The sequence below is a fragment of the Mesorhizobium sp. M00.F.Ca.ET.216.01.1.1 genome (genome assembly GCF_004010325.2).
GTDB lineage: Bacteria > Pseudomonadota > Alphaproteobacteria > Rhizobiales > Rhizobiaceae > Mesorhizobium.
In genome coordinates this window covers 126,719-152,457 of record NZ_SADR02000002.1, presented here as the reverse complement: position 1 = coordinate 152,457, position 25,739 = coordinate 126,719, and the positions used below count along the sequence as shown (strand labels likewise).

General features: G+C 63.3%; 29 protein-coding genes. 17 read left to right on the top strand and 12 right to left on the bottom strand.

Features of this window, described 5'->3' with window-relative positions; all coding sequences use genetic code 11:
- Positions 1–3 precede the first annotated feature (3 nt).
- Positions 4–432: a type II toxin-antitoxin system VapC family toxin gene (locus EN859_RS03595; RefSeq protein ID WP_127851560.1), complete on the bottom strand. Its 429-nt coding sequence runs from the start codon at positions 430–432 to the stop codon at positions 4–6.
- Positions 432–677, bottom strand: coding sequence for a type II toxin-antitoxin system VapB family antitoxin (locus EN859_RS03590; RefSeq protein WP_127851559.1), 246 nt, complete (start codon positions 675–677; stop codon positions 432–434). Before EN859_RS03590 ends, EN859_RS03595 begins: the two co-directional genes overlap by 1 nt.
- A gap of 289 nt (positions 678–966) precedes the next feature.
- On the opposite strand from EN859_RS03590, the gene EN859_RS03585 reads away from it, so the two are divergent.
- The 6 genes from EN859_RS03585 (at position 967) to EN859_RS03560 (ending at position 5,717) form a co-directional block, all read left to right on the top strand.
- A complete protein-coding gene (locus EN859_RS03585) occupies positions 967–1,485 on the top strand; it encodes a sigma-70 family RNA polymerase sigma factor (protein ID WP_127851558.1) in 519 nt (172 codons plus the stop codon).
- Positions 1,482–2,273, top strand: coding sequence for an anti-sigma factor (locus EN859_RS03580; RefSeq protein WP_127851557.1), 792 nt, complete (start codon positions 1,482–1,484; stop codon positions 2,271–2,273). Before EN859_RS03585 ends, EN859_RS03580 begins: the two co-directional genes overlap by 4 nt.
- Before the next feature lie 161 nt (positions 2,274–2,434).
- A complete protein-coding gene (locus tag EN859_RS03575) occupies positions 2,435–3,541 on the top strand; it encodes a peptidase C39 family protein (RefSeq protein ID WP_127851556.1) in 1,107 nt (368 codons plus the stop codon).
- Entirely contained in the window at positions 3,538–5,001 is a 1,464-nt protein-coding gene (locus EN859_RS03570; RefSeq protein ID WP_127851555.1) for a RimK family protein, read from the top strand. The genes EN859_RS03575 and EN859_RS03570 overlap by 4 nt, the downstream gene beginning before the upstream one ends.
- Before the next feature lie 103 nt (positions 5,002–5,104).
- Positions 5,105–5,392: a type II toxin-antitoxin system RelE/ParE family toxin gene (locus EN859_RS40430; RefSeq protein ID WP_348632910.1), complete on the top strand. Its 288-nt coding sequence runs from the start codon at positions 5,105–5,107 to the stop codon at positions 5,390–5,392.
- Positions 5,379–5,717, top strand: a complete 339-nt coding sequence (locus tag EN859_RS03560) for a helix-turn-helix transcriptional regulator (protein ID WP_127851554.1) — start codon at positions 5,379–5,381, stop codon at positions 5,715–5,717. Before EN859_RS40430 ends, EN859_RS03560 begins: the two co-directional genes overlap by 14 nt.
- A 29-nt stretch (positions 5,718–5,746) precedes the next feature.
- Here the strand turns inward: EN859_RS03560 and EN859_RS03555 are convergent, their stop codons facing one another.
- Positions 5,747–6,937 (bottom strand): amidohydrolase, encoded by a 1,191-nt coding sequence (locus EN859_RS03555; RefSeq protein WP_127851553.1) that lies wholly within the window; start codon positions 6,935–6,937, stop codon positions 5,747–5,749.
- A gap of 92 nt (positions 6,938–7,029) precedes the next feature.
- Between EN859_RS03555 and EN859_RS03550 the strand changes: the two genes are divergently transcribed.
- A complete protein-coding gene (locus EN859_RS03550) occupies positions 7,030–7,860 on the top strand; it encodes an AraC family transcriptional regulator (protein WP_245525458.1) in 831 nt (276 codons plus the stop codon).
- A 41-nt stretch (positions 7,861–7,901) separates the two neighbouring features.
- Here EN859_RS03550 and EN859_RS03545 read toward each other — a convergent pair whose 3' ends face one another.
- The 3 genes from EN859_RS03545 to EN859_RS03535 all read right to left on the bottom strand — a co-directional run bounded on the left by EN859_RS03545 (position 7,902) and on the right by EN859_RS03535 (position 11,614).
- A complete protein-coding gene (locus tag EN859_RS03545; protein ID WP_127851552.1) occupies positions 7,902–10,034 on the bottom strand; it encodes an EAL domain-containing protein in 2,133 nt (710 codons plus the stop codon).
- 66 nt (positions 10,035–10,100) lie between these two features.
- Entirely contained in the window at positions 10,101–10,739 is a 639-nt protein-coding gene (locus EN859_RS03540) for an HD family hydrolase (RefSeq protein WP_127851551.1), read from the bottom strand.
- Complete coding sequence (locus EN859_RS03535) at positions 10,739–11,614, bottom strand: folate-binding protein YgfZ (RefSeq protein WP_127851550.1); 876 nt, start codon at positions 11,612–11,614, stop codon at positions 10,739–10,741. Before EN859_RS03535 ends, EN859_RS03540 begins: the two co-directional genes overlap by 1 nt.
- Positions 11,615–11,698: 84 nt before the next feature.
- Here EN859_RS03535 and EN859_RS03530 point away from each other — a divergent pair, with 84 nt between their 5' ends.
- Entirely contained in the window at positions 11,699–13,030 is a 1,332-nt protein-coding gene (locus tag EN859_RS03530; RefSeq protein ID WP_127851549.1) for a dihydroorotase, read from the top strand.
- Between the two features lie 94 nt (positions 13,031–13,124).
- Here EN859_RS03530 and EN859_RS03525 read toward each other — a convergent pair whose 3' ends face one another.
- The 4 genes from EN859_RS03525 to EN859_RS03510 all read right to left on the bottom strand — a co-directional run bounded on the left by EN859_RS03525 (position 13,125) and on the right by EN859_RS03510 (position 15,586).
- Complete coding sequence (locus EN859_RS03525) at positions 13,125–13,931, bottom strand: hypothetical protein (RefSeq protein ID WP_189501666.1); 807 nt, start codon at positions 13,929–13,931, stop codon at positions 13,125–13,127.
- A 181-nt stretch (positions 13,932–14,112) separates the two neighbouring features.
- Entirely contained in the window at positions 14,113–14,370 is a 258-nt protein-coding gene (locus EN859_RS03520; protein WP_127851548.1) for a hypothetical protein, read from the bottom strand.
- A 362-nt stretch (positions 14,371–14,732) separates the two neighbouring features.
- Positions 14,733–15,110, bottom strand: coding sequence for a TIGR02301 family protein (locus EN859_RS03515; RefSeq protein ID WP_127851547.1), 378 nt, complete (start codon positions 15,108–15,110; stop codon positions 14,733–14,735).
- A gap of 47 nt (positions 15,111–15,157) precedes the next feature.
- On the bottom strand, positions 15,158–15,586 hold the full coding sequence (locus EN859_RS03510) for an NUDIX hydrolase (RefSeq protein WP_127851809.1): 429 nt from the start codon (positions 15,584–15,586) through the stop codon (positions 15,158–15,160).
- A 138-nt stretch (positions 15,587–15,724) separates the two neighbouring features.
- Here EN859_RS03510 and EN859_RS03505 point away from each other — a divergent pair, with 138 nt between their 5' ends.
- Positions 15,725–16,498, top strand: a complete 774-nt coding sequence (locus EN859_RS03505; protein WP_127851546.1) for an SOS response-associated peptidase — start codon at positions 15,725–15,727, stop codon at positions 16,496–16,498.
- Positions 16,499–16,570: 72 nt separating this feature from the next.
- On the opposite strand, the gene EN859_RS03500 is transcribed toward EN859_RS03505, so the two are convergent.
- Positions 16,571–16,726, bottom strand: coding sequence for a hypothetical protein (locus tag EN859_RS03500; protein WP_127851545.1), 156 nt, complete (start codon positions 16,724–16,726; stop codon positions 16,571–16,573).
- A gap of 386 nt (positions 16,727–17,112) precedes the next feature.
- Between EN859_RS03500 and cysS the strand changes: the two genes are divergently transcribed.
- From cysS to EN859_RS03455, 8 genes are all read left to right on the top strand, one after another.
- Positions 17,113–18,585 carry a cysteine--tRNA ligase gene (gene cysS / locus EN859_RS03495; protein ID WP_127851544.1) on the top strand — a complete coding sequence of 491 codons (1,473 nt, stop codon included), beginning with the start codon at positions 17,113–17,115 and terminating at the stop codon, positions 18,583–18,585.
- Positions 18,582–18,968, top strand: coding sequence for a VOC family protein (locus EN859_RS03490; protein ID WP_127851543.1), 387 nt, complete (start codon positions 18,582–18,584; stop codon positions 18,966–18,968). The genes cysS and EN859_RS03490 overlap by 4 nt, the downstream gene beginning before the upstream one ends.
- Before the next feature lie 4 nt (positions 18,969–18,972).
- Positions 18,973–19,464 carry a GFA family protein gene (locus EN859_RS03485; RefSeq protein WP_127851542.1) on the top strand — a complete coding sequence of 164 codons (492 nt, stop codon included), beginning with the start codon at positions 18,973–18,975 and terminating at the stop codon, positions 19,462–19,464.
- A complete protein-coding gene (locus EN859_RS03480; RefSeq protein WP_127851541.1) occupies positions 19,461–19,937 on the top strand; it encodes a GFA family protein in 477 nt (158 codons plus the stop codon). Before EN859_RS03485 ends, EN859_RS03480 begins: the two co-directional genes overlap by 4 nt.
- A complete protein-coding gene (gene pip, locus EN859_RS03475; RefSeq protein ID WP_127851540.1) occupies positions 19,934–20,890 on the top strand; it encodes a prolyl aminopeptidase in 957 nt (318 codons plus the stop codon). The genes EN859_RS03480 and pip overlap by 4 nt, the downstream gene beginning before the upstream one ends.
- A gap of 190 nt (positions 20,891–21,080) precedes the next feature.
- A complete protein-coding gene (gene cimA, locus EN859_RS03465; RefSeq protein ID WP_127851539.1) occupies positions 21,081–22,697 on the top strand; it encodes a citramalate synthase in 1,617 nt (538 codons plus the stop codon).
- Positions 22,698–22,830: 133 nt separating this feature from the next.
- Positions 22,831–23,751, top strand: coding sequence for an EamA family transporter RarD (rarD, locus tag EN859_RS03460; protein WP_127851538.1), 921 nt, complete (start codon positions 22,831–22,833; stop codon positions 23,749–23,751).
- A 9-nt stretch (positions 23,752–23,760) separates the two neighbouring features.
- Positions 23,761–24,447, top strand: a complete 687-nt coding sequence (locus tag EN859_RS03455) for a glutathione S-transferase family protein (RefSeq protein WP_127851537.1) — start codon at positions 23,761–23,763, stop codon at positions 24,445–24,447.
- Between the two features lies 1 nt (position 24,448).
- On the opposite strand, the gene EN859_RS03450 is transcribed toward EN859_RS03455, so the two are convergent.
- Positions 24,449–25,447 carry a transporter gene (locus tag EN859_RS03450; RefSeq protein ID WP_127851536.1) on the bottom strand — a complete coding sequence of 333 codons (999 nt, stop codon included), beginning with the start codon at positions 25,445–25,447 and terminating at the stop codon, positions 24,449–24,451.
- Positions 25,448–25,739: the final 292 nt, after the last annotated feature.

Sequence of the window (25,739 nt, the reverse complement as noted above, 5' to 3'; positions counted from 1 at the left end):
TGTTCAAGCCAGATCGGTTTGCGAAAAATCGTTGCCGTTGTAGAGCAGCGGTATCCGGTAAGCCTTGGCGCATGCATAACTGAAGCAATCACCGAAATTCAGCCTGGCAGGATGGCCGACATAACGCCCATAGTCGCGGGCGGCCTTGATCGCGAGTTCGCGGATGCCGGCGTTCAGGGGAATCTCCACGGCCTTAAGTTCGGCCAGGAAGCCCATGACGATCGTTTGGCATTGATCGATCAAGGCCGGTGTTGTTTGCACCTGATCGCCGCCCGCCTCAGTCGTTTTCCTGCGGGCCAGCGAGATGATCGCCTCGAATGCGGAGTTCGGCGAAAAGTAAAGCCTTTCGGCCGATTCAGCCTTGCCGAGCAGACGGTCCGCATCGGGCTCGCTCGAAAGGATTGCGACAATTGCGGAAGCATCGAGAAACATTAGATGTCGCCCCATCCTTCGTCTGTGAATTTCTTCATGTCGAAAGTGGGGTTATCGGGACCAAGAGCACTTGCGGCGTCCTGAAACCTTTTGATCCGCTCGCGCAATGGAAGGACGGCGTAAGTCCGTTCCAGTTCGCGCTTGAGGGCGATCCGCACGGCTTCCGTTTTCGTGGGTGCCTTGATGGCAGACTGCAGTTGACGGGCCAGTGCATCAACCTCGTCATCACGGATGTAGAGGGACATTTCCGGCTCCGTGTGGGTGTATTCCATGTCGTATATACAGCATATTCAAGATTGAATATACGCCACCACGCGCTCGGTTCAACCCATAGTGTCCGCCGACCATGGCGAAATGACTCCTTAAATCCGGCTTTCAACTTTCGGATGCAAGCCGGGAATAAATCGACCTTAGACCGCGTTATTCAATTGCTTGGGTGACCGGGGCGACAGACCGCTTCGCGCCGGCCGCTTGCGCCGCGCCGCGAAGGCGCGTTCAATCGGATTGACAGAGGCGACCTCAGAAACAGCGGTCATGGACGAAAAGAAAGCAGCAATCCTTGGCGAAATACCGCGTCTGCGCCGTTATGCGCGGTCGCTGTTGCGCGACCGCGATTCTGCCGACGACCTCGTTCAAGACTGTCTCGAGCGGGCGCTTGGCCGGCTCGAGAACTGGCAGACGGGAGAAAGCCCCAGGAGGTGGCTGTTTACGATCATGCATCATTTGTTCATCGACCAGATGCGCAAGGTGAACCGGCGCGGTGAAGCCGCGATGCTGCCGCTGGAAGCGAGCGAGGCACAGTCCGCGCCCGCCGAGCAGGTGGAGAGCATCGCCTCGCGTGAGATCATCGACGCATTGCAGGCGATCAGCCCCGATCGCCGCGCGGCACTCGTCATGGTCGCCATAGAAGGGTTTTCCTACGCCGAGGCAGCTAACATCCTCGGTGTACCGGCCGGCACGCTGATGTCGCGCATCGCGCGCGGGCGTGAAGAACTGCGCGCGCTGCTGGACGACACTGTCCGCCGCCGGTCGATAAGGATTGTAGAGAGATGAGCCGGCGCGATTTTTCCGAACGCGACATCCACATGGCCCTCGACGGCGAGCTGCCGGGCGACGAGCGCGCGGCTTACGACGCCTGGCTCGAGGCCAATCCCGAAATGAAGGCGAAGAGCGCCCGCTATATCGCCGACCGGGCCGCACTTCGTGCCGCCTTCGCCGGCGTGCTCGACGAGCCGGTGCCGGCACGGCTAAGAAAGGTCGTGCTCGGCGAGGCGCCGGCCAGGACGCCGGCATCGGGCTCGCGCTGGTGGCTTGCGGCCGCCGCCGCCGCAGTGCTCGCCGTTGGCGGTCTTGGCGGCTATTTTGCCGGCATCGGCGGCGTTGGCCGGGAAGACGAGGCCGAGGACCAGCTTGCCGAGCAGGCGATCGCCGCCCATGTCGTCTATGCCGCCGAACAGCGCCATGCGGTGGAAGTGCCCGCCGCGGACAAGGATCATTTGCAGACCTGGCTGACCAATCGGGTCGGCCTGAAACTGGTCGCACCGGATTTGACGGCGGAAGGCTTCCAACTGGTCGGCGGCCGGCTGCTGCCCGCTGGCCAGGGCAAGGCCGCGATGCTGCTCTACGAGGACGCCAAGGGCGAGCGCGTGTCGCTGTTCGTCACCGCCGAATCGGCCGAGAAGGCCAAGGGCACCTATGCGGCCGAGGCGGACGGTCCTGAGGCCGTCTACTGGCTGGACAAGGGCTATGGCTGTGCCGTCGTCGGCTCGCTGCCGCGCGAGCGGCTGGCGGCGGTGGCCAAAAGCGCCTACGGCCAGCTTCTCGCCGGCCTGAACAGCTGAGCTGCGCTTGTTTTTCAAAGACTGCGCCGGGCCGAAACTGTCACAATTCAGCCCGAATCGAGGTGCGATAGCGCTTGACTGATGCTGGCGCTTCGGCTGGTGTTATCGACGCTTCTGACCAGGGCCTTTTCCACAACCCAATCAAGGTTTTCTGAGCCCGCATGCCTGCCGAGATTCGCAAGGCCCGCGCGTCCGACGTCGATGAACTCGCCGCCATCGAGAAGGCTGTTTTCTCGAGCGACCGCATTTCCCGCCGTTCCTTTCGCCAGTTGATCGAACGCGAGACCGCCGAGATGCTGGTCGCCGAAAAAGATGACCGCGTCGCCGGCTATGCAGTCGTGCTGTTTCGCAAGGGCAGTGGCGTCGCGCGCCTCTATTCCATCGCCATCGGCCCCTTTTTCGGCGGGCTCGGAATCGGCCGCCAATTGCTGGCCTCGGCGGAGGAGGCGGCCTTCGAGCACGACCGCATGATGCTGCGTCTCGAGGTGCGCGAGGAAAACCAGCGTGCCATCCGCATCTACGAGCAGAGCGGCTACCGCAAGATCGGCCGCGAGCCGGGCTATTACGAGGATGGCGCCACGGCGCTGCGCTACGAAAAGACGCTGCGCGGCGACGTTCCGATCGCCACCAAGGTGCCGTTCTATCAGCAGACCTGCGAATTCACCTGCGGCCCGTGCTGCCTGATGATGGCGATGGCCAATTTCGATCGCGGCTTCGTGCCCGACCCGATCATGGAAATCCGTCTGTGGCGCGAGGCGACGACCGTCTTCATGATGTCCGGGCCGGGAGGCTGCGAGCCGTTCGGGCTCGCCGTCGCCGGCTACGAAGGCGGGCTTGACGCGGAAATCTTCGTGTCCTTCTACGGCGCACTGTTCTTGCAGTCGGTGCGTAGCGAAGACAAGCGCCGGGTGATGGAACTGGCCCAGGTCGACTTTCGCCGCCGCGCGGAACTTTACGGCATCCCGGTGAATTACCGTCCATTCGTCATCGACGACATCCGCACCGCGATCGCGAAGGGGAAGCTGGTGCTGGTCCTGATCAGCGGCTTCCTGATGTTCGGCAAGAAAGTTCCGCATTGGGTGCTGGCCATCGGCGACGACGGCGACCATATCCTGATCCACGATCCCTGGGTCGAGGACGAGAGACAGGAGACCATCCTTGATGCCGCCAACATTCCCGTGCCTTACGGCATCTTCATGAACATGGCGCAGTTCGGCCGCGACGGACTGCGTGCCGCCATCACCCTCGGAAAGCGCGACAGACAATGACCTGGGTCATCCTTACCGGCAGGCAGAACGATCTCGATCAGGTGGCGACACCGCACAAGATCATCACCAATCGCGACTATCTCGCGCATCCGGCGCTGTTTCGCGGCCAGCTGCCGAAGGTCATTAACCTGTCGAACAATTACGGCTACCAGAGCCGCGGCTACTATGCCTCGTTGCTCGCCGGTTCGCGCGGCCACAAGGTGATCCCGACGGTCGAGACGATGATCGACCTGTCGGAGCGCAAGCTCTACGAGCATGCGCTGCCGGAGCTGGAACTGGCGCTCAACAAATGCCGCAAGGATCTGGGCGGCACCTTCCCGGCCAAGGTCTGCATCTTCTTCGGCATCGGCCCATCCAAGGTATGGGACCGCTTCGCCAAGCTGCTGTTCGACTGGTTCCGGGCGCCGGCACTGGAGGTCCACATCACCGACAGCGCCGAATGGGCCTCCATCCGCAAGATCGGGTTCCATCCGCTGGCCAGGATGACCGATGAGGAAGAAAAGGTCTTCCTGCAGTGCCTCGGGACCTACACCAACCGCGAGTGGCGCGAGACCAAGGGCCGCACGCCGGCGCGCTATACCTTCGCTACGCTGGTCGATCCGCATGAGGAACTGCCGCCGTCGGAGATTTCGTCGCTGCGCTACTGGGCCAGGATCGCCGAAAAGATGGGCGTCGAAATCGAGCCGATCACCAAAAAGGATCTGGCCAAACTCGCCAATTACGACGCGCTGTTCATCCGCGAGACCACCTCGATCTCCAACCACACCTACCGCTTCGCCCGCCGCGCCCAGCAGGAAGGCATGCCGGTCATCGACGACCCGCTGTCGATGATCCGCTGCACCAACAAGGTCTATCTCAACGAGCTGATGACCTACAACAAGGTGCCGGTGCCGCCGACGGTGATGATCGCCGGCACCTCTGACCTCGAGGTTGCAGCGCAGACGCTGGGCTTTCCGCTGGTGCTGAAGATCCCAGACTCCTCGTTTTCGCGCGGTGTCAAGAAATGCGCTACCTTCGAGGAGCTGAAGACGCTGGCGACCGAGTGGCTGGAGGATTCCGACCTTCTGATCGCGCAGAAATTCATACCGACCGAATATGACTGGCGCGTCGGCGTGCTCGGCGGCCAGCCGCTGTTTGCCGTGCACTACCTGATGGCCAAGCAGCATTGGCAGATCGTCAACCACAAGGCCAACGGCAAGCCCGACCAGGGCGGCATCAAGACCTTCACGCTGAAGGAGGCGCCAGCCCATGTCGTCGAGACGGCAGTCAAGGCGGCGCGCTGCATCGGCGACGGGCTCTACGGCGTCGACCTCAAGGAAACCAGGGACGGCGTCTTCGTCATCGAGGTCAACGACAACCCCAACCTCGACCATGGCTGGGAGGATTCCGGCGAAAAGGACGAGGTCTGGGTGCGGCTGACGCAATGGTTCCTGGAGCGGCTCGACCGGCCCGGGCGGTAGGCCTCCGCCCACCCTTGGCCACGCGGCAGTTTGACAAAATATGAGTACTTACTCATAGTGCGAGACAGATGGAAAAATTGTCCCGCCCCAGTCGCCCGTTGCTATGGATCGCATCGAGCCGCAAGGACTATGCGGACTTTCCAGCGGAAGTACAGGAAGTCGTCGGGTTCGAACTGTTTCTGGCCCAGACCGGCCAGCATCGCCTTCGGCAAAGATGTTGAAAGGCGTCGGCAACGGAGTAGTCGAACCGGTCGAGGATCATGACAGCGACACCTACCGGGCCGTTTATACTGTTCGCTTTGAAGCGGCCGTTTATGTGCTGCATTGCTTCAAGAAGAGGCCGATTATTCAGCGAAACAAAATGAGGAGCGCAAGCGATGAAAACCGCTAAAATCGAGGTTCATGCAAGCAACCCCAACATCTTTGCAGAGCTGGGGCCGCCTGATGCCGACACGCATTTTCTGAAAGCGCAGATCGTGGCGGAGCTCTATCGGTTGGCTGATGCCCAGAAGCTTACCCAGGCCAAGGCCGGTGCTCTTATGGGCATCAGCCAGCCGGAAGTTTCCCGGCTGTTCAAAGGTCACTTCCGCGAATATTCGGTCGAACGGCTAATGACCTTCCTGACGGCTTTCAACCAGGACGTCGAGATTGTCATCCGGCCTAGACCGCAGGATGGAAGCCGGGGTCATATCACGTTCAAACAGGTTGCGGCGTAAATCCACGGCCATGCCGTTTGCCTTTCCCCTCATGTCGCCGTCTCGGCCGGCGTGGCCGGAAGCACCTGCTCGACGAGATTGAGGTAATAACGCAGCACGATGGGAACGATCTCGTCGTTGAAAATGTAGCGATCGCCGTGCAGCCCTTCGCCAGGTCCGACGTCGCCGGCCCCGATCCAGGCATAGCAGCCGCCCGCTTCCCGAACCATGTAGGCGAAATCCTCGCAGCCCAGGCTTGGGCTGAATTCGATCTTGACCTGTTCGCGGCCGACGACCGAGGCGGCAGCCTGGATGGCCTGGACCGTCGCCTCGGGCGTGTTGATCACCGGCGGGTAGCCCTTTCGGTAGGCCAGTGTGCTGGTGAGGGCATGGGCGGAGGCGATTCCTTGCGCGATGTCGCCGATGAGCTTTTCGCAATGGTCCGACAGCGCGGGTTCGAAGAAGCGGCAGGTCCCTTGCAGCCAAACCTTGCCCGGCACGATGTTGCCGACATTGCCGCCATGGATTTGTGTGATGCTGACGACGAGCGATGCCTGTGGGTCGACGGAGCGGCTGACGATGCGCTGCACGGCCTGAATGAAGGCCCCGGCTGCGAGGATGGGGTCATCTCCGAGTTGCGGCATGGCGGCATGCGCGCCTGTCCCTTCAAAGCTCAGCTCGAAATTGTCGACGGCTGCCATCATCGGTCCCGTACGGGTCGCGATCGTCCCCAGCGGAACCCCTGGCCAATTGTGGACGGCATATACGCCTTCCACCGGAAAACGCGCGAAAACCCTGTCCTCGATCATCCGCATGCTGCCGCCTTCGTTCTCCTCCGCCGGCTGGAAGATGAAATAGACGGTTCCGTCGAACGCCCGGGTGTCGCTCAGCAGCTTTGCGGCGCCGAGCAACATCGACGTGTGGCCGTCGTGGCCACAGGCATGCATTACGCCTTCTTTCTTCGAGGCGTACAGCAGGCCCGTCTTTTCGATGACGGGCAGTGCATCGAGTTCGGCGCGCAGGCCGATGGCGCGCCTGCCGCTGCCGCTGCGCAGGACGCCGACCACGCCGGTGCCGCCGATGCCTTCGTGGACTTCATCAAGCCCGAAGGCGCGCAGTCTGTCGGCAACGAAGCGCGCGGTCTCATGTTCGTTGAAGCCGAGTTCGGGATTGGCATGGATATGATGCCGCCAGCCTATCACCTCCGGCGTCAGCGCGGCGACGGGGTCATTGTGCAGCATTGCGCTCTCCTTCCAGCTCGACGTAAATTCGGGTCGATGATGGCGCCAGGAAATAGAGGCTCGGATCAGCAGCGTCTTGAACAGGATTGACCGTGTCGAGAAACCTTGAGGCAGCAGAGACGACGGAGTTTTGGCGGCACCCCCGCTTTCGCGATCTTGGCATGCTCAAGGCGCGCTTCACGCGACATCGCTATGAACTGCACACGCACCCGACTTACGTCATCGCCCTGATCACGCAAGGCAGCGAGCGCGTCCGCATCGGCAACCGGGTTGTGGTTGCGCCGTCGGGCACGCTCCTCATCGTCAATCCCGAGGTATGGCACGACGGCGAGGCGGGTGCCGAAGAAGGCTGGGCCTACAGGACGTTTTATCCTTCAGTGCCGCTCTTGAGCGCGGTTGCCGCGGAACTGGGGCAGGATCGTCCGCCGCTGTTTTCACAAGCGATCATCGAGAACAGCGACCTCGTCCGGGCGATGGCCCTGGCGCACCGGGGCTCGACATCGGGGGACGTCACCAGTGCCGAGACATCCATGCTTGTCGCCCTGCGCAAACTTGTTCTTCGCTATGGGGATTGGGGTGGCCGGCCCGAGGCGGTCGAAAACTCCGGATCGCAGCACAGGCTCTCGATCTATGAAGAGGTCATCGAGGACAACCTCACCTTCGAACTCGATCTGCAACGGCTCGCTGAGGCCGGCGGCGTGACGCGGTTCCAGGTCATCAGGGACTTCAAGAGGGTGTTGGGTCTCACCCCTGCGGCGTTCATCCGCGATCGGAGATTGCGCCGCGCCAATCTTCTGATCCAGCAAGGCTCAAGCCTCGCCGATGCCGCCTTTGCGGCTGGCTTCTCGGACCAGAGCCATCTCTCGCGCACTTTCCGTGCGGCGCATGGAATGACGCCGGGCATGTTCAGACGGGCTGGCTAGGCCAGCAGAAGCGCCGCCCGATTGGCCTCATTTGGAGTGTCTCACCTGGACTGGCTGAGCGCTGCGCTCGATCGCAGCAGGCGATTGATGGCCGCCGCCTTCGACGGCATGCCGATCAGATAGCCCTGGGCCTCGACGCAGCCGTCCTTGCGCAAGGTGTCAAGCTGCGCTTCGGTCTCGACGCCTTCGGCGGTGACGGTGATGCCAAGCTCGGCGCCAAGCCCGATGATGGTTCGCACGATCGCCGCCGTGTCGCGGTTGTCGATGTCGCGGATGAAGGAGCGGTCGATCTTGATCTTGTCGACGGGGAAGCGCCTGAGATAGGCGAGCGACGAATAGCCGGTGCCGAAATCGTCCAGCGCGATGCGGATGCCGAGGTCGCGCAGTTGCTTCAGCGTCTTCAGCACCGTGTCGCTCTCGTCCATCAGCACCGTTTCGGTGATTTCCAGTTCGAGCCGGTCGGCCGGCACGCCGGAAAATGCCAGCGCCGAGACGACGCTGCGGGCAAAACCGCTGCTCTTGACCTGCACGGCCGAAACGTTGACAGCGATGCGCATTGCATGCGGCCAGCTTGCAGCCACCGTGCAGGCTTTTCGCAGCGCCCACTCGCCCAGCGGCACGATCAGCCCGGTTTCCTCGGCGACCGGGATGAAGCCGTCAGGCGGGACCAGGCCGCGCGTCGGCGAATGCCAGCGCATCAAGGCTTCGGCGCCCACGATCTCGCTGGAGGCAATGTTCATGATCGGCTGGAAGTCCAGCTCGAATTCCCGCCGCGGCAGCGCCGCCTCGAGGTCGGCTTCGAGCGCCCGGCGCGCCCGTACCAGCGCATCCATGCCGGGCTCGAAGAAGCGGTAGACGTTGCGGCCTTCGCTTTTGCCCCGGTAGAGGGCCATGTCGGCGTTCTTCAACAGCGTATCGGCATCCTTGCCGTCGTCGGGGTAAAGGGCGATGCCGAGGCTGATGCCGACAAGCATGTCGCGGCTCCTGGTGCGAAACGGTTTGCCGACGGTGTCGATGATGCGTTTCGCCAGCTTTTCCGCGTCGGCACCCCTGGTATTGAACTGGATGATGGCGAACTCGTCGCCGCCGAAACGGGCGACCACATCCGTTTCGTTGCGGATGCAACGTTGCAGCCGTTTGGCCACGCATTTCAGCAGCCAGTCGCCCGCCGGGTGCCCCCAGGTGTCGTTGACGGCCTTGAAGCGATCGAGGTCGAGCGAGAGGATCGCCAAAGGTGCGTCTTTCGCGTCGCCCAACGCCTGGTCGAGCCGTTCGCGGAACATCCAGCGGTTGGGCAGGTTGGTCAGCGTGTCATGATGAGCGAGGTGGGCCATGCGCTCTTCTGCGCGCCTGCTCTCGGTGACATCGTCGAAGGTCGCTACCCAACCGCCGCCGCTCATCGGCCGGCGCGCGATCAGGACCGTTCTGCCATCGGCAAGATGGCGATGGCTCGAGCGCGTTTCCCCGGCCTGCAGGCAAGCCATGGTCTTCGAGATTTCGCTGTCGATGTCGATCTCTGCATAGATGCCGAGCTGCACGAGCCGCGCGAGAGTGTCTCGATAGCCCATGCCGAGCGGAAAGTCGGCCGGCGTCACGCGGTAGAGTTCCAGGAAACGTTCGTTGCGCACGATCAGCCTGCCTTCGGCGTCGTACATCATCAGGCCTTGCGACATGTTGGCCAGTGCCGCGTCGAAGCGACGGTGCTGTTCCTTCATCTCCTGATCGGCGCGCCGCTGCTCGGTGATGTCCTCGTAGATCGAAACCCAGCCGCCCGAATTAAGCGGCCGATGCGAGATATCGATGATGCGCCCGTCGGACAGCGTTTCCTCGTAAGTCGAGGCTTTCGCCCCGTCGATATAGGGCTTGCGGACGGCGTAAAGCACTTCGGCGCTCTGCGACGCGACGCCGATGTCGACGCTGTGCTGGAGAATGTCGAAGAACCTTATGCCGGGCCGCACGATGTCGCCGTCGAGGCAGAAGAGCTTGATGTAATTGCCGTTGCAGATGATCATCCGCTCGTCGGCATCGAACATGGACAGGCCATGCGACATGTTCTCGACAGCTGCCGAAAAGCGCTCGTTCTGTTCGCGCAATTCGTCTTCGATCGGTCGCGGCAGGCCTCCGGCCCCCCGTCGGCGGACGGGCGAACCAGACTTGAGATCAGCGACGGACATGAGGCGCGCCTGCAGACCGTTATCGTATGCGATAGTGTGGTCGTCGCCGGTTAATTTAGCGTGTGTTCAGTTAACCGAATGCATCGTAACCGCTGTCTGACGCTGCGCTTCGATCGCCGCAAACCGCTTGAGGAATGCGCTCTGCGCCCAGGTCACCGAACGCGGCGTGAAATCGAAGCGGTCGGCATTGAAGCCGCGCGGACGGCCGAAGAACTCCGTCGCCTCGCTGGTCGAAAAGCCGGCAAGCAGCGTCGCCTCGTAGTAGGCAGCGATCTGGTCGGCGCGCTTGATCTCCTTGCGCAATCCGGCGCCGAGTTCCGGCGGCAGCGAAAAGCGGACATGAATGGCGTGCTGAAGCCGGAGCTCGCACTCCTTGTAGCTGCCGCCCATCACCGATTTGAACGGCGAGATCATGTCGCCGATGACATATTCCGGGGCATCGTGCAGCAGCGCCGCAAGCCGCGCGTCCGGCGGGGCGTCCGGGACAAGCTCGCTGAAAAGCGCCTCGACCAACAGCGAGTGCTGCGCCACCGAAAAGGCGTGGTCGCCGATGGTCTGGCCGTTCCAGCGGGCAACGCGCGCGAGCCCATGCGCGATGTCCGAAATCTCGATGTCGAGCGGCGAGGGGTCAAGCAGGTCGAGCCGCCGGCCGGACAGCATACGCTGCCAGGCACGCGGCGGCGCCCCGACGCGGTCGGCCGCCATCAGGCCTCCTCCGCGCCGACGGTTTCCTCCGGGAAGCCGAATTTTGCCCAGGCGGGGATCGCGAGCGACACGGCGACGTCCGCAGCCATAACAGGCTGGCCGGCGTCGAGCGCCGCCTTGACCCGGTCGATGCGAGCGATAGCGAGGCCGGTCGTGCCGGCGGTCGAGCCAAGCGTGCCGACCGGCCGTTCGTCGACCGTCAGCTCTGTACCCGGAGCGGGCAAGGCACGTTCGGCCGAAACGATCAGCACCCGCCGCCGGGCGGTGCCGCGATGCTGCATGCGCGACACCACTTCCTGGCCGACATAGCAGCCCTTCCTGAAGCCGATGCCGCCGGCCTCGTCGAGCAGCACATCATGCGGGAAGGCGTCGCCGAGTTGGTAGTCGCTGCCGCTTTCGGCAATGCCATGGGCGATGCGCAAGGCCTGCCATGCTGCGGGGTCGCCGTCCTTGGCTGCGCCATCATGAGTGCGCCCGTCGTAGAAGCGCTTGACGGCAACGTCGCGGAAGCGCGCATCGGCAATCGGCGTTGAATCAAATTGCGAGGCGGCTGAATCACTTCCCCACGCGACAATGACAAGTGCTTGATCGGCCTTGGCAATCTCGACCTTGGCGCGCATTTTATAGAGCATCAGCCGGCGCACGAAATCGTCGGCGGCGTCTGCGCGGCATTCGAGGCGGAAGGCATTTTCGCCGGCGCGCGAGATCAGGAAGTCGAACAGAACCTTGCCCTGCGGCGTCAGCAAGGCGCCTGGCTTTGCCTCACCGGCTGCAAGCGCGTCGAGGTCCGTGGTCAGGATGTTCTGCAAAAAATGCTCGCCATCCGGGCCTGACACGGAAACGAGGGTTCGGTCTTTGAGCAGGGCATGGGGCATGGGCGGAAAAACAGCCTGATCTTGCAAAATGGTCGGCCTTTACGTAAGCCGCTGGCACTTCCCTCGCAAGAGACCGGATCCAGCATGGCCACGACCTATGACCTCATCCTGACAGGCGGCACGGTCGTCAACCATGATGGCGAGGGCCGGCGCGACATCGGCGTCAGCGGCGGCCGCATCGCCGCAATAGGCAACCTCGGCCAGGCATCCGCCGACGAGACAATCGACTGCCGCGGCCTGCACATCCTGCCGGGCGTCGTCGACAGCCAGGTGCATTTCCGCGAGCCGGGGCTGGCGCATAAGGAAGATCTGGAGACAGGTTCGCGCGCGGCGGTGCTGGGCGGTGTCACTGCCGTGTTCGAGATGCCCAACACCAACCCGCTGACCACCAGCGAGGCGGCACTTGCCGACAAGGTGCGGCGCGCCACCGGCCGCATGCATTGCGACTTTGCTTTTTGGGTCGGCGGCACCCGCGAGAATGCGAAAGATGCCGGCGATCTCGAGCGGCTGCCGGGCGCGGCCGGTATCAAGGTGTTCATGGGCTCGTCCACCGGCGACCTGCTGGTCGAGGATGATGAAGGCGTCGCCGCGATCCTGAAGAACACGCGCCGCCGCGCCGCCTTCCATTCCGAGGACGAGTTCCGGCTGCGCGAGCGGCTGGGCGAGCGCATCGAGGGCGACCCGTCCTCGCATCCGGTGTGGCGTGACGAGATCGCCGCGCTGCGCTGCACCGAGCGCCTGGTGCGCATCGCGCGAGAGGCCCGCGCCCGCATCCATGTGCTGCACATCTCGACCGCCGAGGAGATCGCCTTCCTCGAACAGCACAAGGATGTCGCGACCTGCGAGGCGACGCCGCATCATCTGACGCTGAGCGCCGATGATTATGCGCGGCTCGGCACGCTGATCCAGATGAACCCGCCGGTGCGGGCCGTGCGTCACCGCGACCGAATCTGGCACGGCATTGCGCAAGGCATCGTCGATGTCCTGGGCTCCGACCATGCTCCCCACACACTGGCCGAGAAGGCAAAAACCTATCCGGCCTCGCCGTCGGGCATGACTGGCGTGCAGACTTTGGTGCCGATCATGCTCGATCACGTCAACGCTGGCCGGCTGACCCTGCAGCGCTTCGTCGACCTCACCAGCCACGGCCCGCAGCGCATCTTCGGCATGGCCAGGAAAGGCCGCATCGCCGCCGGCTACGACGCCGATTTCACCATTGTCGACCTGAAGCGCCGCGAGACCATCACCAATGCGCAGGCCGGCTCCAAGGCCGGCTGGACACCGTATGACGGCAGGGAGGTCACCGGCTGGCCGGTCGGCACGGTCGTGCGCGGCCGGCGCGTGATGTGGGAAGGCGAGATCGTCACCTCAGGCCAGGGCAGGGCGGTGGAGTTTTCCGAAGCGCTGGTAAGCTAGGCTCCTGCCTCCCCCTTGTGGGGAGGTCGACACCGAAGGTCCGGGTGGGGCTGCCTCGCATCGAGCTCTCCACAAGGCGGAGGGCGAAGCAGCCTCAATCCCCGGCGACGAAGAACGTCCATTGTCCGGCGGGCGTGATGCCGATGCGGTAGAAGATGTAGGCGCCGAACTGCTTCATGTCGTTATAGTCGCCGGCGGTGACGATCTTGAACAGCTCGACCCGCTGCCTGGCGTCGAGCTTGTCGAGCGGCAGGGCGAAGAAATACGGCCAGACATAGACCTCCTGCGGCGTGTCGGCATCGACATGGACGTAACCGGCACTGAGCACCTCCTCCATGATGGCGAGGATTTCCTGACCTTCGGTGTCGCCAGAAAGGCCTTTGAGGAAGGTGATCGGGTCGCCTTCGATCTCGCCCAGCGACAACTGGGTCATCGTATCGCCCTTGCCGATCAGCGGCCGGAGCTTCTCGATGTCGCCGCTCTTGCAGGCCTCGACGATCAAATCATGCATGCGCCTGACCGGTTCCGGCAGCCTGGCTAGGTCGTAGACGACTTCCGGCAAGGGCTTGTCCGGATCGACGCGCGGATTGGCCATACCGCCATCGTCCGTCGGCCCCTCCGGCTCGCTCTGTTCGGGCTGGTCGGAAGGTCCAGGCTGGCCGGTCGCGGGCGGCGTCGTGCCAAGCGGACCGGGCATCGGCACCGCACTTCCGGGCGGCGCCATGTCCTCGTCGGCGGCGGGCGGGGTGGCCGGCGCCGGAAGCTCCTCGCGCTTGATTTCACTCAGTGCATAAGCGGGACTGGTTGTGAGACAGAGCGCCAGCGGGAGCACGGCGCAAAAAGCGGCAAGCCAGATGCTGAGGACCAGGCCACGCAGCTGGCCTGACATGGAAAAATTCACCGCATGCCTCTCCATGGTTCCCCGGCCACGTGCCCAGGCCCGTTCATGCGCCACGGGTCCGTTCAGGTGCCTCAGGCATGATGCCCAAACGGCGCGGCGTCGTCAAAGAACCAAGGCCCTGGACCTACAAATGGCTTCACGCCATTTCGATCGGATCTATCAGTCCACGACCTAAGCTGGTTCAGTGCCGCAGCCGTCCTGGTTCGAAGGCGCCGGCAATCACCTTTTCACGCATGCGGTCGAGCAGGGCAAGGGCCGAGGTTTCGCCATTGGCGCGCAGCATCTCGCCGAACGCGGTTTCGAGGGCCGCCTCGGCGATGATTTCCGGTTCGATTCCGGCCGAAAGTCCTTCCGCCCAGGCCTCGCTGTGGCTTTCCACGGCGGTCAGGCGCTTCTCTTCCCTGACCAATGCGTCGATGTCGCTGACGCCATGTTCCATTGCGATGTCCACCCTTTTCAAGCGGCGATCCGACAGGGTGCGGACCAAGCTTGATTTGTCGTTTCCTGCGCAGGCTTAAGTAACTATTTGTAAATACGACATTTCTAGGGTCGTTTTCTACAAAGTCCGCCGTGTTCCGCAAACCCGCGTTCGATCTGTTTGAAGCTTAGCCGATTAGGTCGGTGAGCGGGATGAAAACCTTCAGTTTGAGTTAATTCCACATCCTGACGGTAACGTTTCGTTAATACTGTTGCAGAAGTGCAACATCAGGATTGCACCATGACGACGCCGGACACAAGTGGCGGAGCGTCAAATGCTGGTCGTGGTGAACGCGCTTGGGCCGCCGGAAACTCGGATGCCGGTCAGTTGCCGTAGCGCGAGGCGATGTCGCGCGACAGCGTCTCGCCTTCCTTCATGTAGCGGCTGATGGCCTCCGTCGCCGAGGCGGTGCATTGCGTATAGGTGCCGCCAAAGGAGCGGTAGCCGCGGTTGAAACTGGCGATGAAGCGGGCGCGCCGTTCGGGGTGCGGATTTTCCGATTCGATCAGCTTTTCCATTTCGACCCGCCATTGGTCGCCCTTCTCGCCGCACAGATTGCGCAGGAAATGCAGCGAGCCGAGCACCTCCGCCAGCCGCATCAGCCCTGGCTCGAACGGCGCTTCGGCGCTCAATGCCGGCCGCGCCGCGACAGTCGTGCTGACGGCTAGGCATGTGGCGAGGAACACGGATTTGCGGCTCATAAGCCCTTGTGGCGAAACAATTTGTCGGTCGCAAGGCGATTTTCGGCTCAAGCTCCTGCGTTCTTGTTGGAGCCTAGCAATTCTTCGGCAACGTCAAACACCGAATCGGCGAGCGGCAACGCCGTCATTTCGCCGAGCGCATAGAAGGCGGCGGTCTCGGCGTCGTCGCTGGCCACGGGCTCGCCGCCGGCATAGGTCGCACCGAACACCGTCAGGAAATAGTCGACGGGATGGCCATCGCTACTGCTATCGATGTGGATTTCGCGAAGCGGGCGGTAGCTGTGCGCCCGCAGCCCGGTTTCCTCAAGCAGTTCGCGCCGTGCCGCCTGCTCCAGCGTCTCGCCGGCCTCGACCTTGCCGCCTGGAAAGGCGTAGAACCCTTGCGAGGGCGGTCGCGCCCGCTTGACCAGCAGCACCGTTTCGCCGCGGATGATGGCGACCGAAACCGCCGGAATTGTCTGCCGCAATTCTTCCATGAAACTCGATTCGTCCAATTGAAAGCATCCGCTTGTGGACCGGCCGGCGGCAAACAGCTTTAGCGGTTGCGCAACGTCGGTTCCATCGCCACCTTCGCCAAACACCAATTCGACAAGATAGCAATTCGAGTTTAGCTCATGTGCGGACGCTTTGCGTTGACCGCCACGCCGGACCAGACCGCCGGTTTTCTTGGCCTGGCTGAGTTGGAGGGTTTTCCGGCTCGCTACAATATTGCCCCGACGCAGCCGGTGCTGATGGCGGTCTCAGGCTTCCCGCAGGCGCCGGGCTCGAACCTGCCCGACCGGCAGGCGATACTGGTGCGCTGGGGGCTGATCCCGGCCTGGGTCAAGGATGTCAGGGCCTTTCCGCTGTTGTTCAACGCGCGCTCGGAAGGAGCGGCGGAAAAGGCTTCGTTCCGTGCCGCCATGCGTCACCGCCGCGCTTTGGTGCCAGCCTCGGGATTTTATGAGTGGCAGCAAGCCAGCTCCAAGGAGGCGGGAGGCAGGGGGCAGCCCTATTGGGTGCGGCCCAGGCATGGCGGGCTCGTCGCCTTCGCCGGGCTGATCGAGACCTATGCCGAGCCGGGCGGCTCGGAAATGGACACCGGCGCCATCCTCACCGTCCACGCCAATGCCGACATCGCCCATATCCATGACCGGATGCCGGTGGTGATCCATCCGCAGGATTTCGCGCGCTGGCTGGATTGCCGCACGCTCGAGCCGCGCGACGTGGCCGATCTGCTTTGCCCGGCCCAGGCCGATTTCTTCGAGGCGATTCCGGTTTCCGACCTCGTCAACAAGGTCGCCAACACCGGACCGGAGATTCAGGAGAGGGGCGTCGTCGGGCCAGAGCCCGAGAAGGTCAGGCACCAGAAGTCCGGCGCAGACGACAGTCAGATGACCTTATTCTAGCAGAAGCTGCTATTCCCAGGCGCCCGTGAGCGCCTCAACCTTCACCGCCGGCGCGTGCCGGCCGCGCGTACATCAGGCAGCGCGTGGCGATACGATCTTCTGCGCCGGCTTCTTCTTCTTGGCGGTGTGGAGAAGGGCGGCGACGATCGCGGCCGGGCCGATTGCCCGATAGTGGCTGGCAAGCGCCGGTTGCTTGGCGCGGCTGGGTTCTTGCTTGGTTCGTGGCATTTTTCTCTTCCCTGGTAACGATTTCGTGTCTGCGTTTGCTAGCCGAATCCGACCAAATCGTGACGTGTGCTGGTCTAGCCGGCGAATGTTTCATGACTGTGCCGACATGTTTAATAAAATGTTTCAGTGCATCATTACCTGTGATCCAGCGACTCTTTTGTCGAAAGTTGCGACTTGACGGCAACACCGGGCAAGGCGATAAAGCCGCCCATGAAAACGTCTTTCGCCATTTGTGGCATTTGCATTATTGGCTAGCCTCGCGCTGGTCCGGACGTTTTCGCCTCATCTTCCTTCTAGAGTGGACAAACGCCCCGGCCAGCAGGCTGGAGCCTGATTTGTGCCTTGGCGCAAGGAGGTTCCAGAACTAACACACCGGGAAGGCACGAATGTCTGACGCATCGAAGGGCTTGCGCCTCTACAACACGCTAACGCGGAGCAAGGAGGACTTCTTCCCGATCGATCCGCGCAATGTGCGCGTGTATGTCTGCGGCCCAACGGTCTACGACTTTGCCCATATCGGCAACGCGCGACCGGTGATCGTCTTCGACGTGCTCTTCCGTCTGTTGCGCCAACTCTACGGCCAAGCCCAGGTCACATATGTGCGTAACATCACAGATGTCGACGACAAGATTAACGTCCGCGCATTGCGCGATTTCGGCGACGAGATTTCCTCGGGAAAATTGTCGCTGAACGAGGCCATCAGACGGGTAACGGAAAAGACCGCCGACCAGTTCCACAAGGATGTGGCGGCGCTCGGCTGCCTGGAGCCGTCCGTCGAGCCGCGCGCCACCGAGTTCGTCGAGCCGCGCGCCGATGGCAAGGTCGACATGGTTAGCTTGATTCAACGCCTGATCGAACGCGGCCATGCGTATGTTGCTGAAGGCGAAGTCCTGTTCGACACCGCCTCGATGCCGGACTACGGCCAATTGTCGAAGCGCAATCTCGACGAGCAGCAGGCCGGCGCCCGCGTAGCCGTCGACGCGCACAAGAAAAACCCTGGCGACTTTGTCTTGTGGAAGCTGTCTTCGCCGGAAGAGCCGGGCTGGGACAGCCCGTGGGGCAGGGGCCGGCCCGGTTGGCACATCGAGTGCTCGGCGATGTCTGCCGCCTACCTCGGCGAGGTCTTCGACATCCATGGCGGCGGTCTCGACCTGATCTTCCCGCACCACGAGAACGAGATCGCCCAGTCGCGCTGCGCCCACGGCACCGACGTCATGGCAAAGGTGTGGATGCACAACGGCTTCCTGCAGGTCGAGGGGCAGAAGATGTCCAAGAGCCTTGGCAATTTCCATTCGATCAGCGAGCTGCTGGAGACCGAGACCTTCGGCGGCCGCAGATGGCCCGGCGAGGTGCTCAGGCTGGCGATGCTGATGACGCATTACCGCGAGCCGATCGACTTTTCGGTGCGCAAGCTGGAAGAAGCGGAGAATACGCTGCGTAAGTGGAAGCGGGCGGCGGACCTGGCGCCTGCGGCGGCAAGCCAGTTGCCGGCGGAAATGGTGGAGGCCCTGTCGGACGATCTCGCCACCTATGCCGCATTCCAGGTGCTGACGCAGCTGGCCGGCGAGGCGGTGGATTTCAATGCTGCGGCTGGCGGCAACATGGCCGCCGCGGGCAACGATGCTGCCGCTTCGCTGAAGGCGGCGCTGCTGTTCCTCGGCTTCGACGTTACGCCAGCCAAGGTCGATGAAGACGCTATCGCCACGGCTATCACCAAACGACTCGCGCTCACCGCCGCTGGAAACTGGGCCGAGGCCGACCGCATCCGCGCCGACTTGCTGGCGCAAGGTATACAGTTGAAGGACGGCAAGGACCCTGTCACCGGCGAACGCATCACCACCTGGGAGGTAAAAAGATGATCGATCATCTCGGCATCACCGTTTCCGATTTCGAGGCGTCGAATGTTTTCTACGACAAGGCGATGGCACCGCTCGGTGCCTCGCTGCTCTACATGGTGCCGCAAGAATACACCGGCGGCGCCAAGGTCGGCGGCTATGGCCGCGACCGGCCGGTGTTCTGGCTGCATCAAGGCAAGGACAAGCCGAAGGACCGCCAGCACGTCGCCTTCACCGCACGCAGCCGCGCCGAGGTCGATGCCTTCCATGCCGCGGCAATCGCCGCAGGCGGCAAGGACAATGGGGCGCCGGGCCTGCGGCCGCACTATCATGCCAACTATTACGGCGCCTTCGTCTTCGATCCCGACGGCAACAATGTCGAAGCCGTCTGCCATATCCCGGAGTGACGCGATGAGCCTCGACAACCGGCCGATCTATACCGGCGGCTGCCAGTGCGGTGCGGTGCGCTTCCGCGTCGAAGGCGCGCTTGGCGACGCCTCCGTCTGCCACTGCCGCATGTGCCAGAAGGCGTTCGGCGCCTTCTATGCGCCACTGGTCTCGGTGCGCGGCGCCAAACTCGACTGGACACGTGGCCAGCCGAAATATTTCCGCTCGTCGAACCATGTGAAACGCGGCTTCTGCGCCAATTGCGGCACGCCGCTGACCTTCACCGCCCCGGACGGCGTCGGCCTCGCCATCGGTGCCTTCGATGCCCCGCACGAGATCGTGCCGCAGATCCAGTGGGGGATCGAGGCAAAGCTGCCCTATGTCGACACCATCCCGCAATTGCCGGGCGAGGAAACGGCGGCCGACATTGCGTCGGCTCCCTATCTCGCCGACCTCGTCTCCTATCAGCATCCAGACCACGACACCGAACAATGGCCACCGGAGGAAAGATCATGACCGAAACGGTACGAACCGGCGGCTGCCAGTGCGGCGCCGTACGCTTCCGCATCCATGGCGCGCTCGGGCGCCCGTCTATCTGCCATTGCCGCATGTGCCAGAAACAGTTCGGCTCGTTCTTCGGCGCGCTGGTGACGGTGCCGAGCGACGGCGTCGAATGGGTGCGCGAGGAGCCGAGCTATTTCCAGTCATCGGTCAACATCGATCGCGGCTTCTGCGCCCGCTGCGGAACGCCACTGACCTACCGTAAGCCTGGCGCGCTGGAGATCGCCATCGGCGCCTTCGACGACCGCTCCGACCTCGCGCCGCAGATCCAGGTCAATTACGCCGTCCGGCTGCCCTGGGTGGAGAAGATCTTCGAAGCGCCGATCCTCGACGATCCCGACTATTATGCACGGCAGGAATCGATCATCTCCTTCCAGCATCCCGATCACGAAACGGCCGACTGGCCAGCGCACGGTTTGCAACTATGAGCAGCGGACTTCGTACGCTCTATCCCGAGATCGAGGCCTTCGAGTCCGGCATGCTCGATGTCGGCGACGGCCATCAGATTTACTGGGAGCGCTCCGGCACCAGGGGCGCCAAGCCTGCGGTGTTCCTGCACGGCGGGCCTGGCGGCACCATCTCGCCGAAGCACCGGCGGCTGTTCGACCCGAAGCTCTATGATGTCGTCCTGTTCGATCAGCGCGGCTGCGGCAAGTCGACGCCCAACGCCTCGCTCGAGGCCAATACCACCTGGCACCTTGTCGCCGACATCGAGCGCCTGCGAAAAATGTGCGGCTTCGACACATGGCTGGTGTTCGGCGGCTCCTGGGGCTCGACGCTGGCGCTCGCCTACGCCGAGACGCATACCGAGCGGGTCAGCGAACTGGTCGTACGCGGCATCTACACGCTGACCCGGCCGGAGCTCGAATGGTATTACCAGTTTGGCGTCTCGGAAATGTTTCCCGACAAGTGGGAGCGCTTCCTGGCGCCGATCCCCGAAGCTGAGCGCAGCGACATGATGGCCGCCTACCGCAAGCGGCTGGTCGGCAGCGACCGCAAGGCGCAGATCGAGGCCGCCCGTGCCTGGAGCCTGTGGGAAGGTGAGACGATCACGCTGTTGCCGGAGCCGGAAACCAGCGAGCAGTTCGGGCAGGACGACTACGCCATCGCCTTCGCCCGCATCGAGAACCATTATTTCGTCCATGCCGGCTGGCTGGAGGAGGGGCAACTGCTGCGTGACGCGTGGAAGCTCAGGGACATCCCCGGCACCATTGTCCACGGCCGCTATGACATGCCGTGCCCGGCGCGCTACGCCTGGGCGCTGCACAAGGCGTGGCCGAAAGCGGATTTCCACCTGATCGAGGGTGCCGGCCATGCCTATTCGGAACCAGGCATCCTCGACCGACTGATCCGGTCGACGGATATGTTTGCGGGAAAATGATGATGCCGGCGCCCACCCCCCTCTGCCCTGCCGGCCATCTCCCCCTCAAGGGGCGAGATTGGCTGTCATTGCGATTTTCGCAAATCTCCAGCGTTGCAGGAAAAGGGTGGGCGACGAAACTGCCGATCTTCCCCCTTGAGGGGGAGATGCCCGGCAGAGCAGAGGGGGGCGTTCAAGCGCCCACGCAACCATGAAAAAACAGCGCCTCTATCTCTTCGACACCACGCTGCGCGACGGCCAGCAGACGCCGGGCATCGACTTTTCCGTCGAGGACAAGATCGCCATCGCCAAGCTGCTCGACGACTTCGGCATCGACTATGTCGAGGGCGGCTATCCCGGCGCCAATCCGACCGACACCGCCTTCTTCCAGGAGAAGCGCACGGCAAGCGCCAAGTTCGTCGCTTTCGGCATGACCAAGCGGGCAGGAGTATCGGTTTCGAACGATCCCGGTCTCGCGGCGCTGGTACAGTCGAAGTCGGACGCCATCTGCTTTGTCGCCAAGAGCTGGGACTACCATGTCCGCGTCGCGCTTGGCTGCACCAATGAGGAGAACATCGAGGCGATCAAGACCTCGGTCGAGGCGGCGATCGCTGCCGGCAAGGAGGCGATGGTCGACTGCGAGCATTTCTTCGACGGCTTCAAAGCCAATCCCGACTATGCGCTGGCCTGCGCCAGGACCGCCTATGACGCCGCTGCGCGCTGGGTGGTGCTGTGCGACACCAATGGCGGCACGCAGCCGTCGGAGGTTCGCGCCATCGTCGACAAGGTTATCGCTTCCGGCATCCCCGGCGACCATCTCGGCATCCACGCCCATGACGATACCGGCCAGGCGGTGGCCAATTCGCTAGCCGCCGTCGAGGCCGGCGTCCGCCAGATCCAGGGCACGCTGAACGGCATAGGCGAGCGTTGCGGCAATGCCAATCTGATTTCGATCGTGCCAACGCTGGCGTTGAAGCCGGCTTTCTCCAACCGCTTTGTAACAGGCATCTCGGCCGAGGCCCTGATGGGTGTATCCAGGCTTTCCCGCGCGTTCGACGAACTCTTGAACCGGGCGCCGGAAGCGCAGGCACCCTATGTCGGCGCCTCGGCCTTCGCCACCAAGGCCGGCATCCATGCCTCCGCACTGGCCAAGGAGCCGGCGACCTATGAGCATGTGCCGCCGGAAGCGGTCGGCAACCGCCGCCGCGTCATGGTCTCGGACCAGGGCGGCAAGGCCAATTTTCTCGCCGAGCTGAAGCGGCGCGGCATCGACATGCCGAAGGACGATCAGCGGCTCGACGCACTGATATCAGTGGTCAAGGAACGCGAGGCCGAGGGCTATGCCTATGAGGGCGCCGACGCCAGCTTCGAGCTCCTGGCGCGCAAGATGCTGCATGGCCTGCCGGAGTTCTTCAGAGTCACCTCGTTCCGCTGCATGGTCGAGCGCCGCTTCGACGCCAACGGCAACCTGAAGACGGTCTCCGAGGCAATCGTCAAGGTGCTGGTCGATGGCGATGAGAAGATGTCGGTGGCCGAAGGCCACGGCCCGGTCAACGCGCTCGACATCGCGCTCCGCAAGGATCTCGGCAAGTACCAGAACGAGATCGCCGACCTCGAACTGGCCGACTTCAAGGTGCGTATCCTCAATGGCGGCACCGAGGCGATCACTCGCGTGTTGGTCGAATCACATGATGCAACCGGCGCCCGCTGGTGGACGGTCGGCGTCTCGGAAAACATCATCGACGCCTCGTTCCAGGCGCTGATGGATTCGATCGTCTACAAGCTGATGAAGAACCGCGACATGGCCGGGCTGGTTGCGGCGGAGTAGGGTAGCCCCGCGGAGCGAGGGCGAGGCCCAGGTTCTGCGAAGGCAACCGCCGTTAAACCATCAGCGAAAGTCCATTGATCCATCAGAAATTTGCGATGGTCTTGGCAAGGCGGCTGGCGCATAGGGTTGGGCCATGGCCACGCAAGCAATTTCATCGGAAGCAGACTCCAGGGCGCGTCGCGGCTTCCTGCTGGCGCTGGGCGCCTACCTTTTGTGGGGGCTGCTGCCTTTCTACATGAAAGCGGTCGCGCATCTGCCGCTGGCCGAGGTCATCGCCCACCGCGTCGTCTGGTCGGTGCCGATCGCTGCCGCCGTTCTGGTCTGGGCCGGCCGCACGGCGGACTTCAAGGCAGCGCTGCGCTCGCCGCGCACCATCGCGATGGCGGCGCTGACAGCGGCGCTGATCTCGATCAACTGGGGCATATATGTCTGGGCGATCGCGGTCGACCGCACCGTCGAGACCGCGCTTGGCTACTATATCAATCCGCTGGTCAACATCGTCGTTGGCGCGCTGCTGCTCGGTGAGCGGCTCGGCCGGCTGCAGATCGCGGCGGTGGTGCTGGCGGCGGTCGCGGTCGCGGTGCTGACCGTCGACGCAGGCAAGCTGCCCTGGGTGTCGCTGGCGCTGGCGTTTTCGTTTGCCGCCTACGCTTTCTTCCGCAAGACGCTGCCGATCGGTCCGAGCCAGGGTTTTCTGCTCGAAGTGCTGCTGCTATCGGTGCCGGCGCTCGGCTACATCACCTATCTGATCGCCACGGGACAGGACCATTTCGTCTCGAGCTCGTTGAGCGATACGGTTTTGCTGATCGGCTGCGGCCCGGTGACGGCAGTGCCGCTGCTGTTGTTTGCGTTCGGCGCCAGGCTGCTGCGGCTCTCGACGATCGGCATCATGCAATATATCGCGCCGACCATCGTGTTCTTGATCGCCGTGCTGATCTTCGGCGAACCCTTCGGCAGCACGCAGGCCATCGCCTTTGTTCTGATCTGGACGGCGCTGGCAATCTACTCCTGGTCGATGTTCCGTGGCCGCGAGGTCCGGCCGGCAGCAGCATAGGGGTCGCCAATGTACGTGCTTCACATCGCCAACAAGAATTATTCCTCGTGGTCGCTGCGGCCATGGGGGCTGATGCGGATGCTGGACATCCCGTTCGAGGAGCGGCTGACGCCATTCCCGACCGGGTCGAGCTGGAGCCTCTACCGGCCGTTCTCGCCCAGCGGTCGGGTGCCGTGCCTGGTCGACGACGGCTGGGCGGTCTGGGATTCGCTTGCCATTATCGAATATCTGGCCGAGCGCCATGAAGGCATCTGGCCTGCCGACGCCAGGGCAAGGGCCTGGGCGCGGTCTGCCGCCGCCGAAATGCATTCGAGCTTCACCGCCTTGCGCGGTTTATGCCCGATGAATTGCGGCGTCCGCGTCGAGCCGTTGCCGATGTCGGATGCACTGAAGCACGATCTCTTCCGCCTCGGCGATCTTTGGAACGATGGCCTGAACCGCTTCGGCGGGCCGTTCCTCGCCGGCGACCGCTTTACTGCCGCAGACGCATTCTTTGCGCCGGTGGCGTTTCGCGTGCAGTCCTACGGCCTGTCTTTCGAGGGCGCAGCTGCCGGCTATCCGGCGCGACTGCTCGCCTTGCCGGCAATGCGCGAATGGTATGCGGCTGGCCTTGCCGAGACCTGGCGCGAGCCGGAGCATGAAGCGGAAGTGCGCGCCGCGGGCACCGTCATCGAGGATTTTCGCGCGACAGCGTGAATTACATCCGCCCGAGCCGCCTGACATAGAAATAGACGGCCGCCGCGATAAGCAGCGATACCGCCGATACCGCCCAAAAACCCATCGGGGTGTTGACCAGCGGCAGGCCGCCGACATTCATCCCGAACAGGCCCGAGATGATGGTCATCGGCAACAGCACCGCCGTCATTACCGACAGCACATAGAGCAACTGATTCGACTGCGTCGTCAGCTTGGCCATCAGCTCGTCCTGCAACAGCCGGGCCCGCGCCTGCAATTGCTCACCGTCATGATGCAGCGTCTGCGCCCGGTGCGACAGCCGCGCCGCCATGTCATTGATCGCGTCGGGCAGGTCGTTGCGGTGCGAATGGTCGAGGTGGCGGAACAGACTGGTCAGCGTCGCCATCTGCCGGTGGATCACCACCAGGTGGCGGCGCGCATCGACCAACGCCTGCCGTTCATTGTGCCATGCATCGCAGACGATGCGATCCTCAATGCCGTCGAGCGCGTCGCTGAGACCGGTGAGCTCCGCCGCCATGCCGTCGAGCGACTGGCCCATGACCGCCTCGATCAGTTCCGCCGGCGAGCGGAAGCGGCGCGAACCATTGTCGATCGCCTTGCGGATATTGTCCACCGACTGCAGCGGCTGCTTGCGGGCGCCGATCAGCGTCGTGCCGTTGAAGGCAAAGCGGAAATGGCCGAGCCCGCGCGCCTCCGCCGAATAGTCGTGGCGCAAATCCGGCAGGTCGCCATAGAGCCAGTCGTCTTCGAGGTCGATGTGGCAGCCATGGCCGGCCGACAGGAAGGCCTCGCGCACCGGCGGCGGCAGCGCCGCTTCGCTGGCGATCTCGTGGCGGGCGCGCATGTCGGAGAGCTGGTAGCTGCGCCAGGTCCAGTGCGCGTCCGCCGCGTCTTTCGTCCGCGCGCCTTCGGCGGTGAAATGATAGATGAAGAACAGCCCGTGCTCGTCGGGCAGGTACGGCGACAAGTCGGTGCCTTCCGGGTTGAGAGCGATGTTCATGGTCGCTTGGCCAGCTTCTCGAATACAGCGCCGCGCAACGGCAGCCTGTGATTTTTAGCACGGGTACCCCCGGCCGGTGTGACAGTTTGTTGACACTTTGACTGTCATCCGAGGCGCGCCTGCAACTGCCCACGTCGTGATGCGCCATCGAGAGCGGGCGGTCGCGAATTCCTGGCCCTGATGCGAATATTGCAGCAACAGATCACAAACGCCGCTGTTTGGAGGCAATTTGGAATAATGCCGTTGACTAGTGTTTACGCAAAGCGCACGACGCAAGTCCATGCGGAGGACG

Excerpts from the sequence above, each read along its gene's own strand:
- EN859_RS03515 (WP_127851547.1), bottom strand. The coding sequence starts at position 15,110 with ATGAGCCGCAAATCCGTGTTCCTCGCCACATGCCTAGCCGTCAGCACG.
- EN859_RS03455 (WP_127851537.1), top strand. The coding sequence starts at position 23,761 with ATGTACGTGCTTCACATCGCCAACAAGAATTATTCCTCGTGGTCGCTG.
- cysS (WP_127851544.1), top strand. The coding sequence starts at position 17,113 with ATGTCTGACGCATCGAAGGGCTTGCGCCTCTACAACACGCTAACGCGG.
- EN859_RS03580 (WP_127851557.1), top strand. The coding sequence starts at position 1,482 with ATGAGCCGGCGCGATTTTTCCGAACGCGACATCCACATGGCCCTCGAC.
- EN859_RS40430 (WP_348632910.1), top strand. The coding sequence starts at position 5,105 with ATGGATCGCATCGAGCCGCAAGGACTATGCGGACTTTCCAGCGGAAGT.
- EN859_RS03560 (WP_127851554.1), top strand. The coding sequence starts at position 5,379 with ATGAAAACCGCTAAAATCGAGGTTCATGCAAGCAACCCCAACATCTTT.
- EN859_RS03480 (WP_127851541.1), top strand. The coding sequence starts at position 19,461 with ATGACCGAAACGGTACGAACCGGCGGCTGCCAGTGCGGCGCCGTACGC.
- EN859_RS03585 (WP_127851558.1), top strand. The coding sequence starts at position 967 with ATGGACGAAAAGAAAGCAGCAATCCTTGGCGAAATACCGCGTCTGCGC.
- EN859_RS03555 (WP_127851553.1), bottom strand. The coding sequence starts at position 6,937 with ATGCTGCACAATGACCCCGTCGCCGCGCTGACGCCGGAGGTGATAGGC.
- EN859_RS03510 (WP_127851809.1), bottom strand. The coding sequence starts at position 15,586 with ATGGAAGAATTGCGGCAGACAATTCCGGCGGTTTCGGTCGCCATCATC.
- EN859_RS03540 (WP_127851551.1), bottom strand. The coding sequence starts at position 10,739 with ATGGCGGCCGACCGCGTCGGGGCGCCGCCGCGTGCCTGGCAGCGTATG.
- EN859_RS03530 (WP_127851549.1), top strand. The coding sequence starts at position 11,699 with ATGGCCACGACCTATGACCTCATCCTGACAGGCGGCACGGTCGTCAAC.
- cimA (WP_127851539.1), top strand. The coding sequence starts at position 21,081 with ATGAAAAAACAGCGCCTCTATCTCTTCGACACCACGCTGCGCGACGGC.
- EN859_RS03545 (WP_127851552.1), bottom strand. The coding sequence starts at position 10,034 with ATGTCCGTCGCTGATCTCAAGTCTGGTTCGCCCGTCCGCCGACGGGGG.
- EN859_RS03490 (WP_127851543.1), top strand. The coding sequence starts at position 18,582 with ATGATCGATCATCTCGGCATCACCGTTTCCGATTTCGAGGCGTCGAAT.
- EN859_RS03575 (WP_127851556.1), top strand. The coding sequence starts at position 2,435 with ATGCCTGCCGAGATTCGCAAGGCCCGCGCGTCCGACGTCGATGAACTC.
- EN859_RS03500 (WP_127851545.1), bottom strand. The coding sequence starts at position 16,726 with ATGCCACGAACCAAGCAAGAACCCAGCCGCGCCAAGCAACCGGCGCTT.
- EN859_RS03535 (WP_127851550.1), bottom strand. The coding sequence starts at position 11,614 with ATGCCCCATGCCCTGCTCAAAGACCGAACCCTCGTTTCCGTGTCAGGC.
- EN859_RS03570 (WP_127851555.1), top strand. The coding sequence starts at position 3,538 with ATGACCTGGGTCATCCTTACCGGCAGGCAGAACGATCTCGATCAGGTG.
- pip (WP_127851540.1), top strand. The coding sequence starts at position 19,934 with ATGAGCAGCGGACTTCGTACGCTCTATCCCGAGATCGAGGCCTTCGAG.
- rarD (WP_127851538.1), top strand. The coding sequence starts at position 22,831 with ATGGCCACGCAAGCAATTTCATCGGAAGCAGACTCCAGGGCGCGTCGC.
- EN859_RS03590 (WP_127851559.1), bottom strand. The coding sequence starts at position 677 with ATGTCCCTCTACATCCGTGATGACGAGGTTGATGCACTGGCCCGTCAA.
- EN859_RS03450 (WP_127851536.1), bottom strand. The coding sequence starts at position 25,447 with ATGAACATCGCTCTCAACCCGGAAGGCACCGACTTGTCGCCGTACCTG.
- EN859_RS03505 (WP_127851546.1), top strand. The coding sequence starts at position 15,725 with ATGTGCGGACGCTTTGCGTTGACCGCCACGCCGGACCAGACCGCCGGT.
- EN859_RS03595 (WP_127851560.1), bottom strand. The coding sequence starts at position 432 with ATGTTTCTCGATGCTTCCGCAATTGTCGCAATCCTTTCGAGCGAGCCC.
- EN859_RS03520 (WP_127851548.1), bottom strand. The coding sequence starts at position 14,370 with ATGGAACATGGCGTCAGCGACATCGACGCATTGGTCAGGGAAGAGAAG.
- EN859_RS03485 (WP_127851542.1), top strand. The coding sequence starts at position 18,973 with ATGAGCCTCGACAACCGGCCGATCTATACCGGCGGCTGCCAGTGCGGT.